The 15,239-nt window shown below is 72.0% G+C and carries 15 protein-coding genes and 3 tRNA genes; 13 read left to right on the top strand and 5 right to left on the bottom strand.

Features of this window, described 5'->3' with window-relative positions; all coding sequences use genetic code 11:
• Positions 1 to 50: 50 nt before the first annotated feature.
• Positions 51 to 731 carry a hypothetical protein gene (locus tag LQK89_RS00585; RefSeq protein ID WP_231049820.1) on the bottom strand — a complete coding sequence of 227 codons (681 nt, stop codon included), beginning with the start codon at positions 729 to 731 and terminating at the stop codon, positions 51 to 53.
• 210 nt (positions 732 to 941) lie between these two features.
• Between LQK89_RS00585 and LQK89_RS00590 the strand changes: the two genes are divergently transcribed.
• On the top strand, positions 942 to 1,952 hold the full coding sequence (locus tag LQK89_RS00590) for an aldo/keto reductase family protein (protein ID WP_058741621.1): 1,011 nt from the start codon (positions 942 to 944) through the stop codon (positions 1,950 to 1,952).
• Between the two features lie 173 nt (positions 1,953 to 2,125).
• On the opposite strand, the gene LQK89_RS00595 is transcribed toward LQK89_RS00590, so the two are convergent.
• From LQK89_RS00595 to LQK89_RS00605, 3 genes are all read right to left on the bottom strand, one after another.
• A tRNA-Phe gene (locus tag LQK89_RS00595) sits at positions 2,126 to 2,198 on the bottom strand.
• A 1-nt stretch (position 2,199) separates the two neighbouring features.
• Positions 2,200 to 2,276 (bottom strand) — tRNA-Asp (locus tag LQK89_RS00600).
• A 57-nt stretch (positions 2,277 to 2,333) separates the two neighbouring features.
• Positions 2,334 to 2,406 (bottom strand) — tRNA-Glu (locus tag LQK89_RS00605).
• Positions 2,407 to 2,662: 256 nt separating this feature from the next.
• Here LQK89_RS00605 and LQK89_RS00610 point away from each other — a divergent pair.
• Both LQK89_RS00610 and LQK89_RS00615 read left to right on the top strand, forming a co-directional pair.
• Positions 2,663 to 3,952 (top strand): M23 family metallopeptidase, encoded by a 1,290-nt coding sequence (locus LQK89_RS00610; protein ID WP_231049821.1) that lies wholly within the window; start codon positions 2,663 to 2,665, stop codon positions 3,950 to 3,952.
• A 28-nt stretch (positions 3,953 to 3,980) separates the two neighbouring features.
• The gene (locus LQK89_RS00615; protein ID WP_231049822.1) at positions 3,981 to 5,420 is read left to right on the top strand and encodes a C40 family peptidase; all 1,440 of its coding nucleotides are present in this window, start codon (positions 3,981 to 3,983) and stop codon (positions 5,418 to 5,420) included.
• An 89-nt stretch (positions 5,421 to 5,509) separates the two neighbouring features.
• Here the strand turns inward: LQK89_RS00615 and LQK89_RS00620 are convergent, their stop codons facing one another.
• Positions 5,510 to 6,001: an inorganic diphosphatase gene (locus LQK89_RS00620; protein WP_058742464.1), complete on the bottom strand. Its 492-nt coding sequence runs from the start codon at positions 5,999 to 6,001 to the stop codon at positions 5,510 to 5,512.
• A gap of 64 nt (positions 6,002 to 6,065) precedes the next feature.
• Between LQK89_RS00620 and tilS the strand changes: the two genes are divergently transcribed.
• From tilS to LQK89_RS00670, 10 genes are all read left to right on the top strand, one after another.
• Positions 6,066 to 7,088: a tRNA lysidine(34) synthetase TilS gene (tilS, locus tag LQK89_RS00625; RefSeq protein WP_231049823.1), complete on the top strand. Its 1,023-nt coding sequence runs from the start codon at positions 6,066 to 6,068 to the stop codon at positions 7,086 to 7,088.
• Positions 7,089 to 7,104: 16 nt separating this feature from the next.
• Positions 7,105 to 7,656, top strand: a complete 552-nt coding sequence (hpt, locus tag LQK89_RS00630) for a hypoxanthine phosphoribosyltransferase (protein ID WP_058742466.1) — start codon at positions 7,105 to 7,107, stop codon at positions 7,654 to 7,656.
• Positions 7,657 to 7,803: 147 nt separating this feature from the next.
• Positions 7,804 to 9,792, top strand: coding sequence for an ATP-dependent zinc metalloprotease FtsH (gene ftsH / locus LQK89_RS00635; protein ID WP_058742467.1), 1,989 nt, complete (start codon positions 7,804 to 7,806; stop codon positions 9,790 to 9,792).
• Positions 9,793 to 9,798: 6 nt separating this feature from the next.
• Positions 9,799 to 10,800, top strand: coding sequence for a dihydropteroate synthase (folP, locus tag LQK89_RS00640; protein WP_231049824.1), 1,002 nt, complete (start codon positions 9,799 to 9,801; stop codon positions 10,798 to 10,800).
• Complete coding sequence (folB, locus tag LQK89_RS00645; RefSeq protein ID WP_141859758.1) at positions 10,797 to 11,186, top strand: dihydroneopterin aldolase; 390 nt, start codon at positions 10,797 to 10,799, stop codon at positions 11,184 to 11,186. The genes folP and folB overlap by 4 nt, the downstream gene beginning before the upstream one ends.
• Positions 11,183 to 11,758: a 2-amino-4-hydroxy-6-hydroxymethyldihydropteridine diphosphokinase gene (folK, locus tag LQK89_RS00650; protein ID WP_231049825.1), complete on the top strand. Its 576-nt coding sequence runs from the start codon at positions 11,183 to 11,185 to the stop codon at positions 11,756 to 11,758. The genes folB and folK overlap by 4 nt, the downstream gene beginning before the upstream one ends.
• Positions 11,755 to 12,243 carry a DUF3180 domain-containing protein gene (locus LQK89_RS00655; protein ID WP_231049826.1) on the top strand — a complete coding sequence of 163 codons (489 nt, stop codon included), beginning with the start codon at positions 11,755 to 11,757 and terminating at the stop codon, positions 12,241 to 12,243. The genes folK and LQK89_RS00655 overlap by 4 nt, the downstream gene beginning before the upstream one ends.
• 22 nt (positions 12,244 to 12,265) lie before the next feature.
• Positions 12,266 to 12,787, top strand: a complete 522-nt coding sequence (locus LQK89_RS00660; protein ID WP_058742270.1) for a PH domain-containing protein — start codon at positions 12,266 to 12,268, stop codon at positions 12,785 to 12,787.
• Positions 12,788 to 12,795: 8 nt separating this feature from the next.
• Positions 12,796 to 14,526, top strand: coding sequence for a PH domain-containing protein (locus tag LQK89_RS00665; RefSeq protein WP_231049827.1), 1,731 nt, complete (start codon positions 12,796 to 12,798; stop codon positions 14,524 to 14,526).
• On the top strand, positions 14,523 to 15,215 hold the full coding sequence (locus tag LQK89_RS00670) for a Rossmann-like and DUF2520 domain-containing protein (RefSeq protein WP_231049828.1): 693 nt from the start codon (positions 14,523 to 14,525) through the stop codon (positions 15,213 to 15,215). Before LQK89_RS00665 ends, LQK89_RS00670 begins: the two co-directional genes overlap by 4 nt.
• Positions 15,216 to 15,239 lie beyond the last annotated feature (24 nt).

Raw genomic sequence — 15,239 nt, forward strand, 5'->3', positions numbered from 1 at the left:
CTTCGCTCCCGGCGGTGCTGCTGTGCACCGCGCTCCTGCGATCCTGCCCCTCAGCCGCCGCGTACCGTCACGGGTCGAGCATCGACGACCGCGCGGAGGGTCGTCACCCGTGCGGCCCACTCGGCCGCGACGGGGTGGACCCACCCGAGGAGTTCGAGCGCGAACGTGAGGTCCCGGCCGAGGTCGCGCTGGTGGATCGGTTCGTGGTGAGCGGCCCGGTTGCGCACGAAGTGCAGCTCGCGCATGCGGCGTTCGACCTCTCTCCGCCGTGCGCGCAGGTCTCGCGGTCCGTACGGGAACGCACGATGCAGATCGGGCACCCAGAGCGATGCGTGGTAACGCGATCCGACGAGGTATCGCCAGAAACCGAAGGACAACTCGGCGACCACCCGACCGTGCTCGCCCGGCGCCCCCGCCCGTCGCGATCGATCCTCAGCCTTGGAGACGTCACGAGTGCCCCTCTGGTCGAGGGGCGCACGGCCGAACCACTCCGGAGTGTCGAGGCGCCTCCGAGCCCACGCCGCGAGTTCCCGGTCCAGCGCGTTCCGAGCGACGATCTCGACGATGCCGGTCAGCTCCATCACGCTGGCCGACGCGTGCATGTTCCACTCGTACAGCCGCAGCGCTGCCGACGGCGAGCCGGTCGCGCTGGAGTACGAGGACATTCGGCCGGTCGTCAACAAGTCGAGCAGCGCTTCGTCGTCACCGCTCGACATCGGTCCTTCCCCCACCGTCGACCCTCCGTGTACCCTTGGGCTCGAAGACCCCGGAACGATCCCTGGCCCTGTGCCACATCGCCGGGGTTTCGTCTTGCCCGAGGCGCGAACTGGTACTTCACCGTACCGGTCGTCACGTGGTCGGTGGGACGCAGCACGAGGACTGCGGACTACCGTCACGGGTCGGGGCGCACCGACGCGCTCCACGACAGGAGTGACACGCACATGGAGTACCGCTACCTCGGCGACTCGGGCCTCAAGGTGTCCGAGATCACGTACGGCAACTGGCTCACCCACGCCTCCCAGGTCGAGAACGACGCGGCGATCGCCTGCGTCCGGGCCGCCCTGGACGTCGGCATCTCGACCTTCGACACCGCGGACGTCTACGCGAACACCGGCGCCGAGACCGTCCTCGGCGAAGCCCTGAAGGGGGAGCGCCGGCAGTCCCTGGAGATCGCCACGAAGGTCTTCGGGCCGACGGGTCCGAAGGGCCACAACGACACCGGGCTGAGCCGGAAGCACATCCTCGAATCGATCGACGGCTCCCTCGAGCGGCTGCAGACCGACTACGTCGACCTGTACCAGGCGCACCGGTACGACCACGAGACCCCGCTCGAGGAGACCATGCAGGCCTTCGCGGACGTCGTCCGGCAGGGCAAGGTCCTGTACGTCGGCGTCTCGGAGTGGACGGCCGAGCAGCTGCGCGCCGGGCACGCCCTCGCGAAGGACCTCGGGTTCCAGCTCATCTCGAACCAGCCGCAGTACTCGGCGCTCTGGCGCGTGATCGAGGGCGAGGTCGTCCCGACCTCCGAGGAGCTCGGCATCTCGCAGATCGTCTGGTCCCCGATCGCCCAGGGTGTCCTGACGGGCAAGTACCAGCCCGGGCAGCCGCTGCCGGAGGGTTCGCGCGCCACGGACGACAAGGGCGGCGCGAAGATGATCGAGCGCTTCATGAACGACGAGGTCCTGACCGCGGTGCAGGAGCTCAAGCCGATCGCGGACGAGCTCAGCCTGTCGATGGCGCAGCTCGCGGTCGCCTGGGTGCTGCAGAACCAGAACGTCGCGTCGGCCATCATCGGCGCCTCGCGGCCGGAGCAGGTGCACGACAACGCGGGCGCTGCCGGGGTCACGATCCCCGCGGAGCTGATGTCCCGGATCGACGACGCCCTCGGTTCGGTCGTCGAGCGCGACCCGGCGAAGACGAACGACAGCAGCCCGAAGACCCGCGAGGCCTAGGCCCGCGGCGGGTCTCCGTCGCTCAGCACGACCGGAAGCACGCGACACCGCGGAACTGCGCGGCGCGGCGTGCTTCCGGTTGTGCGGCGGCACGCCGAGCTGCGAGGCCGAGCCTCGAGCACACCCCCGGGAACGCAAAAGAGCCCCTCACTCTCGTGAGGGGCTCTTCACCGTGGCTGGACACGGCATCGATCCGTGGACCTTTCGATTTTCAGTCGAACGCTCTACCAACTGAGCTATCCAGCCGTGGCGACCCTGACGGGACTTGAACCCGCGACCTCCGCCGTGACAGGGCGGCACGCTAACCAACTGCGCTACAGGGCCATGTGTATTTGTGTGTACTCCTCGGCGTTGCTCGGTCGCTTGCTCACTCACGTGGAGTGACCCCAACGGGATTCGAACCCGTGCTGCCGCCGTGAAAGGGCGGTGTCCTAGGCCACTAAACGATAGGGCCGCAAGCTGCGCCGTGCGCTACCGATGGACAAGCATACGGATGCCCCGGGCGATGCACAAATCGAGCGCCCCGGAACGTGCATCCCCGGCGTGTCGCGCTGCGGAGACGGGTCCGATCGGTGGGGGAGTGCGAGCATCGTCGACGGCCAGGCACCCTCGCACGGGGGTGTCCCTGCTGCGACCCCTGTTGTTACTGTTGCGTCTGTTGACAGTGTTACGTGCGTGAGCCATGCCGCGCTGTTACGAAATCGAGACTCATGACGACTGCACCCCTGTTCTCCCGTCTGCCCCGCCGCCGCGTCCTCGCCGCCGCGGTCGCCGTCGCGCTCGCAGCCGGCGCGCTCGGTGCCCTGGCGTCCGCGACGAGCTACCCCAGCTGGGACGACGTGCAGGCCGCGAAGGCATCGCAGGCCGCCCAGCAGGCGAAGGTCACCGAGATCAAGGCACTCCTCGCCGACCTCACCACCAAGGCGTCCGCCGCCCAGAAGGCGGCCGAGGCCGCCGGCACCGCCTACCAGACGGCGCAGACGAAGTTCGACGAGGCGACGCTCACCCACCAGACGCTGCAGTCCCAGGCGGACGAGGCCGAGCGCACCGCGAAGCAGTCCGAGGCGCAGGCCGGGCAGCTCGCCGCCCAGCTCGGTCGGGCGAGCGGCGACGACGTGACGACGGACATCTTCACGCACCCGTCCTCGTCGAGCGACCTGCTCTACGAGCTCGGCGCGATGTCGAAGCTCACCGAGCAGGCCGACGGCATCTACGCCCAGGCGACCCAGGACCGCGGCGTCGCCCAGGGCCTGGCGGACAAGGCGCAGTCGGCGAAGCAGGCCCTCGGCGCCCTGGCCGAGGCGGCGCAGGCGAAGGCGAAGCAGGCGCAGCAGGCCTCGGACGACGCACAGACCGCGGTCGACGCCCAGAACGACAACAAGACGCGGCTCGAGGCGCAGCTGACGCTCCTGACGACGAACGAGCAGAACGTCGAGGCGGACTACCAGAAGGGCGTCGCGGCCGAGAAGGCCCGGCTCGCGGCGATCGCGGCCGAGCAGGCCCGACAGGCGGCAGCCGCGCAGGCCGCGGCGAACCAGGGCGGTGGCTCGGGCAACGGGTCCGGCGGCTCCGGTGGCGGTGCCCCGACCTCGTCCGGCTGGGTCCGTCCCGCGGGCGGGTACCAGACCAGCCCGTTCGGCTGGCGCGTCGATCCGTACACGCACGCCCACGCCCTGCACGCCGGGGTCGACCTGGCGCCCGGCTGCTACTCGCCGATCTACGCCGCACACGACGGCACCGTGACGTTCGCGGCCAACGGCGGCGGCTACGGCAACGAGGTCGTGCTCGACAACGGCGGCGGGATCTCCACCGCGTACGGGCACATCGTCGACGGCGGCATCCTGGTGTCCGTCGGGCAGCACGTCTCCGCCGGCCAGCAGATCGCGAAGATCGGCTCCACCGGTTGGTCGACCGGGTGCCACCTGCACTTCGAGACCCGGGTGAACGGCTCCGCCGTCGACCCGGTCCCCTTCATGGCCGCGCGGGGGATCTCGGTATGAACGAGCGCGCCGTCGAGAGGCACTGACCATGAAGTCCGCCACCCGCACCGGCTGCACCGCGATGGTCGCAGCACTCGGCATCGGTCTGTCGATCGTCGTGGTCGGTCCCGCGCACGCGGCGCCCTCCACGCCGAGCTGGGACGACGTCCGAGCGGCGAAGGCGGACGCGGCCGACGCGCAGCAGACCGTCGACGAGCTGTCGAGTCGGCTGCAGTCGCTGCAGGACACGGCGGACGCGGCACAGGTGGTCGAGATGCAGGCCGGGCAGGCGTACGCCGTGGCGGCGTCCGAGCAGCAGCAGGCGAAGGACACCCTCGACGACCTGAGGGCGCAGTCGAAGCGCGCGGCGCAGCGGGCGAAGGAGTCCGCCGGGCAGGTCGCCGGGCTGATGGTCGAGCTGTCGCGCACGGGTGGCGGCAACATCTCGACCTCGATGCTCGTCGACTCGTCGGACTCGAAGGACCTGCTCTACCGCGTCGGCACCATGTCGCAGCTGTCCGAGCGCTCGGCGACGGCGCTCGCGCAGGCCCAGGCGGACCAGAACACGGTCGACGCCCTCGCCGCGCAGCAGTCCTCGGCGGCGACCGCGCTCGCGAAGGCGACGGCGGCGTCCGAGCGGGCCCTCGACGCGGCGAACTCCGCCGCCAGCTCCGCCCAGACGCGCGTGCAGCAGGAGCAGTCGAAGCAGGCCGAGGTGCTCGCGCAGCTCGCGTTCCTCAAGGGCACGAGCGTCGACGTCGAGACGGCGTACTGGAACGCGCAGCAGGCGCAGCGCTCCGAGACGCAGCTCGCGGCGGAGACCACCGGTGGCCGGGCGAGCGGCTCGAACACGTCGAACAGCCCGTCGACGAACACCCCGTCCGGCGGCACGAGCCCCAGCGCGAACCAGCCCAGCAGCAACCAGCCCAGCGCGAACCAGCCGAGCAGCAACCAGCCCAGCTCGAACCAGCCGAGCACGAGCCAGCCGAGCAACCCGGCACCCGCCCCGGCACCGGCACCGGCACCCAAGCCCGCTCCCGCGCCGAAGCCCGTCCCGGCTCCCGCTCCCGCGCCGACCCCGGTGCAGAGCAGCCCGTCCAAGGCCGCCGGCGCCATCGCCTACGCCCGCGCGCAGATCGGCGACGCCTACGTCTTCGGCGGTGCCGGCCCGAACGTCTGGGACTGCTCCGGTCTCGTGATGATGGCCTACGGCTCCCAGGGCGTCGCGACCGGCGGCCACAACGTCGTCTGGCAGTACAACCACTTCCAGTCGATCGGCCGGCTCGTCCCGCTGTCGCAGCGGCAGCCCGGCGACATCCTGTTCTACTCGAGCAACGGCTCGGTGAGCGGCGCCTACCACGACTCGATCTACACCGGCGGCGGGATGATGGTCGAGGCGGCGAACCCGCAGCGCGGCGTGCTCGAGCGGGCGATCTGGACCCCGAGCCAGCTCCTGCCGTACGTCGCCCGCCCGACCGGCTCGCTCTGACCCCGAGCGCAGATCCCGGCGACCCCGCGACGAACGACGACGCCCGCCCTCCTGATCGGAGGGCGGGCGTCGTCGTCGGTGTCAGGCGGTCAGTGACCGGCGGGCACGTACGCGGCCTGGCCGGCCTGCACGATCGCCTCGGCCTCGGCGGCGTCGCCCCAGCCCTCGGCCTTGACCCACTTGTTCGGCTCGAGGTCCTTGTAGCGCTCGAAGAAGTGCGCGATCTCGGCCTTGGTCTGCTCCGGGACGTCCGCGATGTCCTGGACGTGGGCCCAGCGCGGGTCCTTCGCCGGGACGACGAGCACCTTCGCGTCGTTGCCGGCCTCGTCGCTCATCTTGAAGACGCCGACGGGGCGGACCTTGACGCCCACGCCCGGGAAGGTCGGGTACTCGAGCAGGAGGAGCGCGTCCACCGGGTCGCCGTCGTCGGCCAGGGTCTTCTCGAAGAAGCCGTAGTCGGTCGGGTAGACGAACGACGTGAAGAGCACGCGGTCGAGGTACACGCGACCGGTCTCGTGGTCGACCTCGTACTTGTTGCGGCTGCCCTTGGGGATCTCGACGACGACGTCGTACGCGGCCATGTCTGCACTCCTGGTTTGTCGATCGGGCTGTCGGTGGTTCCGAAAGCGCGGCTAACGTTACCGGGTGAACGCTCCGCGCCCCCGGCTCGACCCCGCCGTCGCCGAGACCCGTCGCGCCGTCCGCGGCCTGCTCGCGCAGGCCCGGCAGGACGGGATCGTGCACGACGGTGACCTCGTGACCGTCGCGCTGAGCGGTGGTGCGGACTCCCTCGCCCTCGCCGCCGCGACCGCGTTCGAGGCGCCGAAGCAGGCCCTGCGGGCCGGCGCCGTGGTGGTCGACCACGCGCTCCAGGCGGGCAGCGAGGCGGTGGCGATCCGTGCCTCCCGGCAGGCGTCGTCGCTGGGACTCGAGCCGGTGACCGTCCGTCGGGTCGCGGTCGGGTCCGACGGTGGTCCGGAGGCGGCCGCACGGGAGGCGCGCCACGCGGCCGTCGCGCTCGTCGCGACCGCCACCGGGTCGCCCCTGGTGCTGTTCGGGCACACGCTCGACGACCAGGCCGAGACGGTGCTGCTCGGCCTGCTGCGCGGCAGCGGGCCGGACGCCCTGTCCGGCATGGCCCCGCTGGTGCGGCGGGCGGAGGGACCGGCCTACGGCCGGCCGCTCCTCGCGGTGCGTCGGCACACCACCCGCCAGGCCTGCGTCGCCGCCGGACTGGCCCCGTGGGACGACCCGCAGAACGACGACGCCGCGTTCACCCGGGTGCGGGTGCGGAACACACTCCTGCCGGCCCTGGAGCGGGAGCTCGGCGCGGGGGTGCCCGAGGCGCTCGCCCGAACGGCCGACCAGCTCCGCGAGGACGCGGCCGCGCTCGACCACTTCGCCGAGGAGCTCGCGGAGGACCTCGCCGAGCACGCCGAGGCGGGCATCTCGCTGTCGGTGTCGGGGCTCCTCGCGAACCCGCCCGCGCTCCGGCAGCGACTCGTCCGGCTGGCGGTCGAGGGGGAGTTCGGCGTCACGCTGTCGCGCACCCAGACGCTCGAGGTCTGCCGGCTCGTCACCGACTGGCGTGGACAGGGGCCGATCGACCTGCCCGGGGTGCAGGCCGCACGGGAGGGCGACCGGCTGGCGTTCAGCGCCGCGCCGTGACGGTTACCCTGGACCGGTGGAACTCTCCGACGTCCAGGCAGACCTGTCCGAAGTGCTCTTCACCCCCGAGCAGATCGACGCGAAGCTCGCCGACCTCGCCGCGGCGGTCGACCGTGACTACGCGGGCAAGGACCCGCTGCTCGTCGGCGTGCTGAAGGGCGCCGTCATGGTGATGGCCGACTTCTCCCGGCACCTCAAGATGCAGGCGCGCATGGACTGGATGGCGGTGTCGTCGTACGGCTCCGGCACGAAGTCGTCCGGTGTGGTGCGGATCCTCAAGGACCTCGACACCGACCTGCACGGCCGCGACGTCATCATCGTCGAGGACATCATCGACTCCGGCCTGACGCTCTCGTGGCTCAAGCAGAACCTGGAGTCCCGCGGGGCCGCGAGCGTCGAGATCGTCGCACTGCTGCGCAAGCCCGAGGCCGCCAAGGTCGAGGTCGACGTGAAGTACGCCGGCTTCGAGATCCCGGACGCCTTCGTGGTCGGGTACGGCCTGGACTTCGACGAGCGCTACCGCAACCTGCGCGGCATCGGCGTGCTCGCGCCGCACGTCTACTCCTGACGGTCCGGTCGGCCCGCTCGGCCGACTCGTCGAGCGTGTGGAGTTCGCCCGCAGAGGACACCCATCCCCGCCACAGAGTCGCGGCCGTATGCTGACGACCACGCAACTCCGGCAGAGAAAGGTGTCGGGCCTCCGTGCCCGGATCACATGGACTTCAAGCGCATCCTCCGCGGGCCGTACATCTACGTGCTGATCGCGATCGTGGGGATCTGGATCGGCTGGGCCGTGATCAGCCAGTCCGGCACCCAGCAGATCGACACCCAGAAGGGTCTCGAGCAGCTCTCGGACGGCAAGGTCTCCTCCGTGGTGGTGAACTCCACCGAGCAGCGCGTGGACCTCACCCTCAAGGACGGCAACGCGAAGGAGCAGTTCTACTACTCCACGCCGCGTGGCGAAGAGGTCATCCAGGCCGTCAACGACGCCAACCTCCCCAAGGGCTACAACGACACCGTGCAGCAGGGGAACTGGTTCCTGTCGCTCCTCGGCATCATCCTGCCCTTCCTCATCATCGGTGCCCTGTTCTGGTTCCTGCTCTCGAGCGCCCAGGGCGGCGGCTCGAAGGTCATGCAGTTCGGCAAGTCCCGCGCCAAGATGAACAACAAGGAGAACCCGCAGGTCTCCTTCGCGGACGTCGCCGGCTCGGACGAGGCGATCGAGGAGCTCCACGAGATCAAGGAGTTCCTGCAGGAGCCGGCCAAGTTCCAGGCCGTCGGCGCGAAGATCCCGAAGGGCGTGCTGCTGTACGGCCCTCCCGGGACCGGCAAGACCCTGCTCGCCCGCGCCGTCGCGGGTGAGGCCGGTGTGCCGTTCTACTCGATCTCCGGTTCGGACTTCGTCGAGATGTTCGTCGGCGTCGGTGCCAGCCGCGTCCGCGACCTGTTCGACCAGGCGAAGCAGAACGCCCCGGCGATCGTGTTCATCGACGAGATCGACGCCGTCGGTCGCCACCGCGGCGCCGGCATCGGTGGCGGCAACGACGAGCGCGAGCAGACGCTCAACCAGCTGCTCGTCGAGATGGACGGCTTCGACGGCAAGACGAACGTCATCCTCATCGCCGCGACGAACCGTCCCGACGTGCTGGACCCCGCGCTCCTGCGCCCCGGCCGCTTCGACCGCCAGATCGGTGTCGACGCGCCCTCGCTCGCTGGTCGCAAGCAGATCCTCGAGGTGCACGCGAAGGGCAAGCCGCTCGCCGCGAGCGTCGACCTGGAGCTCCTCGCCCGCAAGACGCCCGGGTTCACCGGCGCCGACCTGGCGAACGTCCTCAACGAGGCCGCGCTCCTGACCGCCCGCTCGAACGCGCAGCTCATCGACAACCGTGCGCTGGACGAGGCCGTCGACCGCGTGATGGCCGGCCCGCAGCGCCGCACCCGGATCATGTCCGACCAGGAGAAGCTCATCACCGCCTACCACGAGGGCGGGCACGCCCTGGCGGCTGCGGCGATGCGGCACACCGACCCGGTCACGAAGATCACGATCCTGCCGCGCGGCCGTGCCCTCGGTTACACGATGGTGCTCCCGCTCGAGGACAAGTACTCCGTGACCCGCAACGAGCTGCTCGACCAGCTGACGTACGCCATGGGTGGCCGCGTGGCCGAGGAGATCGTCTTCCACGACCCGACGACCGGCGCCTCGAACGACATCGAGAAGGCCACGTCGACCGCGCGCAAGATGGTCACCGAGTACGGCATGAGCCGTGCGGTCGGGTCGGTCAAGCTCGGCTCCGGGTCGAGCGAGCCGTTCGTCGGTCGCGACATGGGCGGCAACGGTGGTCGCGACTACTCGGAGAACATCGCCGAGACCGTCGACGCCGAGACCCGCGCCCTGCTCGAGGCCGCGCACGACGAGGCCTACCAGGTGCTCAACGCGAACCGCGACATCCTCGACCGCCTGGCCGGCGAGCTCCTCGACAAGGAGACGCTGGACGCGCCGGAGCTCGTCGAGATCTTCAAGGACGTCCGCAAGCTGCCCGAGCGCCCGCAGTGGCTCTCGAGCGACAAGCGGCCGGTCTCGAACCTGCCGGCGATCGAGTTCCCGGGCAAGGCCGCCTCGACCGCGGCGGAGCAGGGCGACACCGAGTCGCCGTCGAAGCCCCGCCGTCGGCCGTTCGGCAACCCCGGTATCGCCCCCGCCTAGGCCGGCATGACCGACCTGCCGACGAGACGCGCGCGCCGACTCGCCGAGGCGAGCTCGGCGCGCGACGTCGAGCTCGCCGCCCGTGCCGCCGCCGCGGAGCCCCCGACGGTCGCGATCGACCTCCGGGCGCCTGCACCGGTGCCCGAGATCGTGACCGCGTCCACCCGCGCCGACCGGACCGCGGCCGGACGGACGGTCGCCGACGGCACGCGCGTGATGGGCATCCTCAACGTCACGCCCGACTCGTTCAGCGACGGCGGGCTGCACCAGGCGTACGACGCCGCCGTGGCCCACGCCCGGCAGCTCGTCGCGGACGGTGCCGACCTGGTCGACGTCGGCGGGGAGTCCACCCGACCCGGCGCCGAACGGGTCCCCGTGGACGTCGAGCAGCAGCGCGTGCTGCCCGTCGTCCGCCAGCTCGTGTCCGAGGGCATCGCGGTGAGCGTCGACACGATGAACGCCGCGACCGCCGAGCTCGCGGTCGAGGCCGGCGCCGTGATCGTCAACGACGTCTCGGGTGGGCTCGCCGACGAGGACATGGTGCGGGTCGTCCGCGACACCGGCGTCGGCTTCGTCGTGATGCACTGGCGCGGGCACAGCGACCGCATGTACCGCAACGCCGAGTACGCGCACGCCGTCGACGAGGTCCGCCGCGAGGTCGAGCTGCGCGTCGCCGAGCTCATCGTGCTCGGGGTCCGGCAGGAGCAGGTCGTGATCGACCCCGGCCTCGGCTTCGCCAAGCAGGGCGTCCAGAACTGGGAGATCCTGGCCGGCTACGAACGCTTCGCCTCGATCGGGTTGCCGGTGCTCGTCGCCGCCTCCCGCAAGCGGTTCCTCGACGGGGTCGGCAGCGCTGCCGGCGCCCCACCGCGGGACCGCGACCTCGCCACCGCCGCGATCAGCCTCCTCGCCGCCGAACGCGGCGCCTGGGGGGTCCGCGTGCACGACCCGGCACCGACGCGTGCCGTGCTCGACGTCTGGGATGCCTGGAGGGCAGCACGTACATGAGGGACACCATCCGACTGACCGGGGTCCGCGCCCGGGGCCACCACGGCGTCTTCGACCACGAGCGCCAGGACGGCCAGGACTTCGTCGTCGACGTCGCGGTCGAGGTCGACGCGAGCACCGCCTCCGGCAGCGACGACCTCGCCGACACCGTGCACTACGGCGTGCTCGCCGAGCAGGTCGTCGCCGAGATCGAACGCGACCCGGTGGACCTCATCGAGACGGTCGCCGAGCGCATCGCCGCCGCGGTCCTGACGCACCGCGCGGCCCTGGCGACCGAGGTCACCGTGCACAAGCCGCAGGCGCCGATCACTGTGCCGTTCAGCGACGTGTCGATCACGATCCGGCGGACCCGCGGCGGTGCCGTCCCGTCCGAGGAAGAAGAGTGAGCCGGGCGGTCATCGCCCTCGGCGCGAACCTCGGCGACCGCGGGAGCACCCTGCGCGCAGCCGCCCGGGCCATCGCCGACCTGCCCGGCGTCCGCCCGGTCGCGTCGAGCCGCGAGGTCGAGTCGGTCGCGCTGACCCTGGACGGCCTCGACACGACGAAGCCGCGGTACCGGAACGGCGTCGTCGTGGTCGACACGGACCTCGGCCCGCAGGAACTCCTCGACGCGCTGCACGGGATCGAGGACGAGCACGGCCGCACCCGCGAGGTGCGCTGGGGCGACCGGACGCTCGACCTCGACGTCGTGGCGATCGACGACCTCGTGCTCGACACGCCCACCCTGACGGTGCCGCACCCGCGCGCCGGAGAACGGGCGTTCGTGCTCGCGCCGTGGCTCGACGCCGACCCGGACGCCGTGCTGCCGGGTGCCGGACCGGTGGCCGACCTGCTCGCGGCGGTCGGGGACGACACCGAGCGTGTCGACGAGCCGCGCCTGTTCGACGAGCCCACCCGCGCTTCCCGTCCGACCCGCGCCTCCCGGTCGGAGCCGGTCGCACCGGAGCCGACCGCGTGAAGCCGACCCGCGCCTCCACCCTCGTCAGCGTCGCGCTCGTGGCGGCCGTCGCCGGCTTCGCGCTCGACGCGGTGCTGGCCTCGCGCCAGGCGCCCACGCTGTTCCTGTCCACCCCGCTCGGCGCGACCCTCGCCCTGATCGGCGTCGCCGTCGTGCTGATGGCCCGCCCGGTGCGGCGGCATGCTCGCGACGGGGCGTCCCGGCAGCGCGCCGTCGACCCGCTCTACGCGACGCGCGTCGTGGTCCTCGCGAAGGCGTCGAGCGTCGCGGGCGCGCTGTTCGGCGGCTTCGGCGCGGGGCTCCTGGTGTACGTCCTGACCCGTTCCGCGCTGCCGCCGCTAGGCTCGGTCCTGCCGAACGCCGTGGCGGTCGGGGGCGGTGCCGTGCTCGTGGTGTGCGCGATCGTCGCCGAGCGCATGTGCATCGCGCCACCCCCGGGTGACGACGACGACGACCTCCCCAGAGGCGGCACGACGGCGAACTGACCGACGACCGCAGGAGGCCGTGATGCCGCTGGAACGACTCGACGAGCCGGGCCTCGGCCTGACCGGGACCACGTGGACGCGGGTGTCGCCGAAGCTCGTCTGGACCGAGCTCGTCAGCACGGTGCTCGTCGGGCTCGTGCTCACCGCCGGCTGCGTGCTGTTCGCGGTGCTGAACGACGGCTTCGGCCAGACCGCCGGCACCGTGTGGAGCCTCATCGCGATCGTCGTGGCCGTGGTCGCACTCGTGACCGCGGTCCTCACGCCCCGTCGGGTCCGTGCGATCGGGTACGCCCTGCGCGACGACGACCTGGTGCTCCGCCGCGGCCTGATGTGGCAGCGCTTCACCGCGGTGCCGTACGGCCGGATGCAGCTCGTCGACGTGAACCGCGGCCCGCTCGACCGCGTGCTCGGCCTGAGCGAGCTGAAGTTCGTGACGGCGGCCGCCTCGACGAACGTCCGCATCCCGGGCATCCCCGCTGCCGACGCCGACGCGCTGCGCGACCGGCTCGTCGAGCTCGCCGAGACCCGTCGCGCCGGGCTGTAGGGGGCACCGTGACCTTCCGACCCGGACCACCGCCACCGGCACCGCCCACGAAGGGCGACGCCGCCGCCGCAGCGCCCCTGACCGACGGCGAGTGGCACCGCCTGCACCCGCTGACACCGCTCCTCAAGGGCGGCATCGTGCTCATCGTCGTGCTCGGGTACGTGCTGAACAACCTCCGCGACCAGCTGCTCGAGTTCGTCATCCCCGGCGCAGGTCCCCAGGACGACGGCGACCCGGTCCGCTACGTGTGGGAGCACGGCGCCGTCGGGTGGGTGCTGCTCGGGATCGTGGTGCTGCTGATCGTGCTGATCGGGCTCTTCTACCTGTCGTGGCGGATGCACGAGTTCCGCGTCACGGGCGAGATCGTCGAGGTGCGGTCGGGCGTGCTCTTCCGCACGAACCGCCGGGCCCGGCTCGACCGGATCCAGGGCATCAACATCTCGCGGCCGATCATCCCGCGGATCGTCGGCACGGCGAAGCTCGAGATCGCCCAGGCCGGCAACGACGCGAACGTGCAGCTCGCGTACCTCGGGGCCCGGGCGGCCGACGACCTCCGCTCCCGCATCCTCGTGCTCGCATCCGGCGCGAAGGACGACGACCCGGCGGTGGAGCGCACGTCGTACGGCCCGCTGCAGGACCGCGTCGAGGAGCTGTTCTCGCCCGAGCTCGACCCGGGCGCCGTGCACGCCACCCGCGTCGTGAAGGTGCACCCCGGTCGACTGATCGCCTCGATGCTGCTGTCCGGCACGACGGTGTTCATCCTGCTGGCGGTCGCCGCGATGATCGTCAGCGTCGCGCTCACCGGCGAGTACGGGATCCTGTTCGGCCTGTTCCCCGCCGTCATCGGTGCGGGCGGGTACTACGTCCGGAAGTTCTCCCGGTCGCTGCAGTACACGATCGCGGACACCCGCGACGGCATCCGGATCGGCTTCGGGCTCGTCTCCACGTCGAACGAGACGCTCCCGCCGGGACGCATCCACGCCGTCAGCGTGGCGCAACCCCTGCTGTGGCGGCCGTTCGGGTGGTGGGACGTGCGCATCAACCGGGCGACGAACGCCGGGAACGGTGCGTCGAACAACCAGCAGGCGTCGTCGATCGTGCTGCCGGTGGGCCGGGCCGAGGACGTCCGCCAGGTCCTCGACATCATCCTGCCCGGGCTCGTCGGCACGGCAGTGGCCGGACCGTCGGCGTCCCGCGCGGCACTCCGCGAGGGCGCGTCCGAGGCCGTGGACGTCGTCGACGAGAGCCTCACGACGACCGGCGACCGCGGCGGCTTCGTGCACTCGCCCCGACGGGGCGCGTGGCTCCGCCCGCTGTCCTTCCGCCGCAACGGCTACCGGTTCGTGCCAGGCGCGGTGCTGCTCCGGCTCGGTGCGGTGTGGCGGTCGCTCGTGATCGTGCCGCTGCCCCGCGTGCAGAGCGTCAAGGTCGAGCAGGGGCCCCTCGAGCGCTGGCTGCGACTCGCCTCGGCACACGTGCACACCGTGCACGGGCCGGTCTCGGCGCGCGTCGGTGCGCTCGACGCGCGCGACGCGCAGCGCCTGTGGTCGGAGACCGCGCACCGCGCGGTCGAGGCGGCCGCGGCGGACACCTCACACCGCTGGCGCGAACGGGAGGCACGGCGCGGCCCCGCCACGTCGGGCACCAGCGCGACCACCCCGTCCGGCGACGCGTTCCCGTCGACCCGCACCGCGCCTCCCGGCTGGGGCGACGTCCCGACACCGGGAGCCGCACGGTGAGGGCGGGTCGACTCGGGGTCGGCGTCGTCGGCGCGGGGAAGGTGGGACCGGTCCTCGGCGCAGCGCTCGCGAACGCGGAGCACGCGGTGGTCGGGGTGACCGCCGTGTCGGACGCGGGACGCGACCGCGCCGAGGCGATGCTCCCGGGTGCCCCCGTGCTGGGGACCCCGGACCTGGTCGAGCGGAGCGAGCTCGTCCTGCTCGCGGTGCCCGACGACCAGCTGGCGGAGCTCGTGCGGGGGCTCGCCGACGCGGGGATCTGGCAGCCCGGGCAGCTCGTCGTGCACACCAGCCCGGACCACGGCGTCGGTGTGCTCGCACCGGCGCTCGCGGCCGGCGCGATCCCCCTAGCGATCCACCCGGCGATGGCGTTCACGGGCACGAGCGTCGACCTGACGCGCCTCCGCGACGCGTACTGCGCCGTCACCGCGCCGGCGCCCGTGCTCCCGATCGCGCAGGCCCTGGTCGTCGAGATGGGGGCGGAGCCCTTCGTCGTCGCGGAGCAGGACCGGCCCGCGTACGCCGACGCCGTGCGTGCGGCGGTGTCGTTCTCGACCGCGATCGTCGACCAGTCCGCCGGCACGCTGTCCGGGATCGGCGTCGAGCGGCCGGGCCGGGTACTCGGTGCGTTGGTGCGGTCAGCGGTCGACAACGCGCTCGCGGCGGCCGACGGACAGGCCGCGCTGTAGCGGACCCGACCGTCGACCCCCGAA

This window comes from Curtobacterium sp. C1 (genome assembly GCF_021049325.1).
In the GTDB taxonomy this organism is placed as follows: Bacteria; Actinomycetota; Actinomycetes; order Actinomycetales; family Microbacteriaceae; genus Curtobacterium; species Curtobacterium citreum.

Excerpts from the sequence above, each read along its gene's own strand:
- LQK89_RS00590 (WP_058741621.1), top strand. The coding sequence starts at position 942 with ATGGAGTACCGCTACCTCGGCGACTCGGGCCTCAAGGTGTCCGAGATC.
- LQK89_RS00610 (WP_231049821.1), top strand. The coding sequence starts at position 2,663 with ATGACGACTGCACCCCTGTTCTCCCGTCTGCCCCGCCGCCGCGTCCTC.
- LQK89_RS00615 (WP_231049822.1), top strand. The coding sequence starts at position 3,981 with ATGAAGTCCGCCACCCGCACCGGCTGCACCGCGATGGTCGCAGCACTC.
- LQK89_RS00620 (WP_058742464.1), bottom strand. The coding sequence starts at position 6,001 with ATGGCCGCGTACGACGTCGTCGTCGAGATCCCCAAGGGCAGCCGCAAC.
- ftsH (WP_058742467.1), top strand. The coding sequence starts at position 7,804 with ATGGACTTCAAGCGCATCCTCCGCGGGCCGTACATCTACGTGCTGATC.
- folP (WP_231049824.1), top strand. The coding sequence starts at position 9,799 with ATGACCGACCTGCCGACGAGACGCGCGCGCCGACTCGCCGAGGCGAGC.
- folB (WP_141859758.1), top strand. The coding sequence starts at position 10,797 with ATGAGGGACACCATCCGACTGACCGGGGTCCGCGCCCGGGGCCACCAC.
- LQK89_RS00660 (WP_058742270.1), top strand. The coding sequence starts at position 12,266 with ATGCCGCTGGAACGACTCGACGAGCCGGGCCTCGGCCTGACCGGGACC.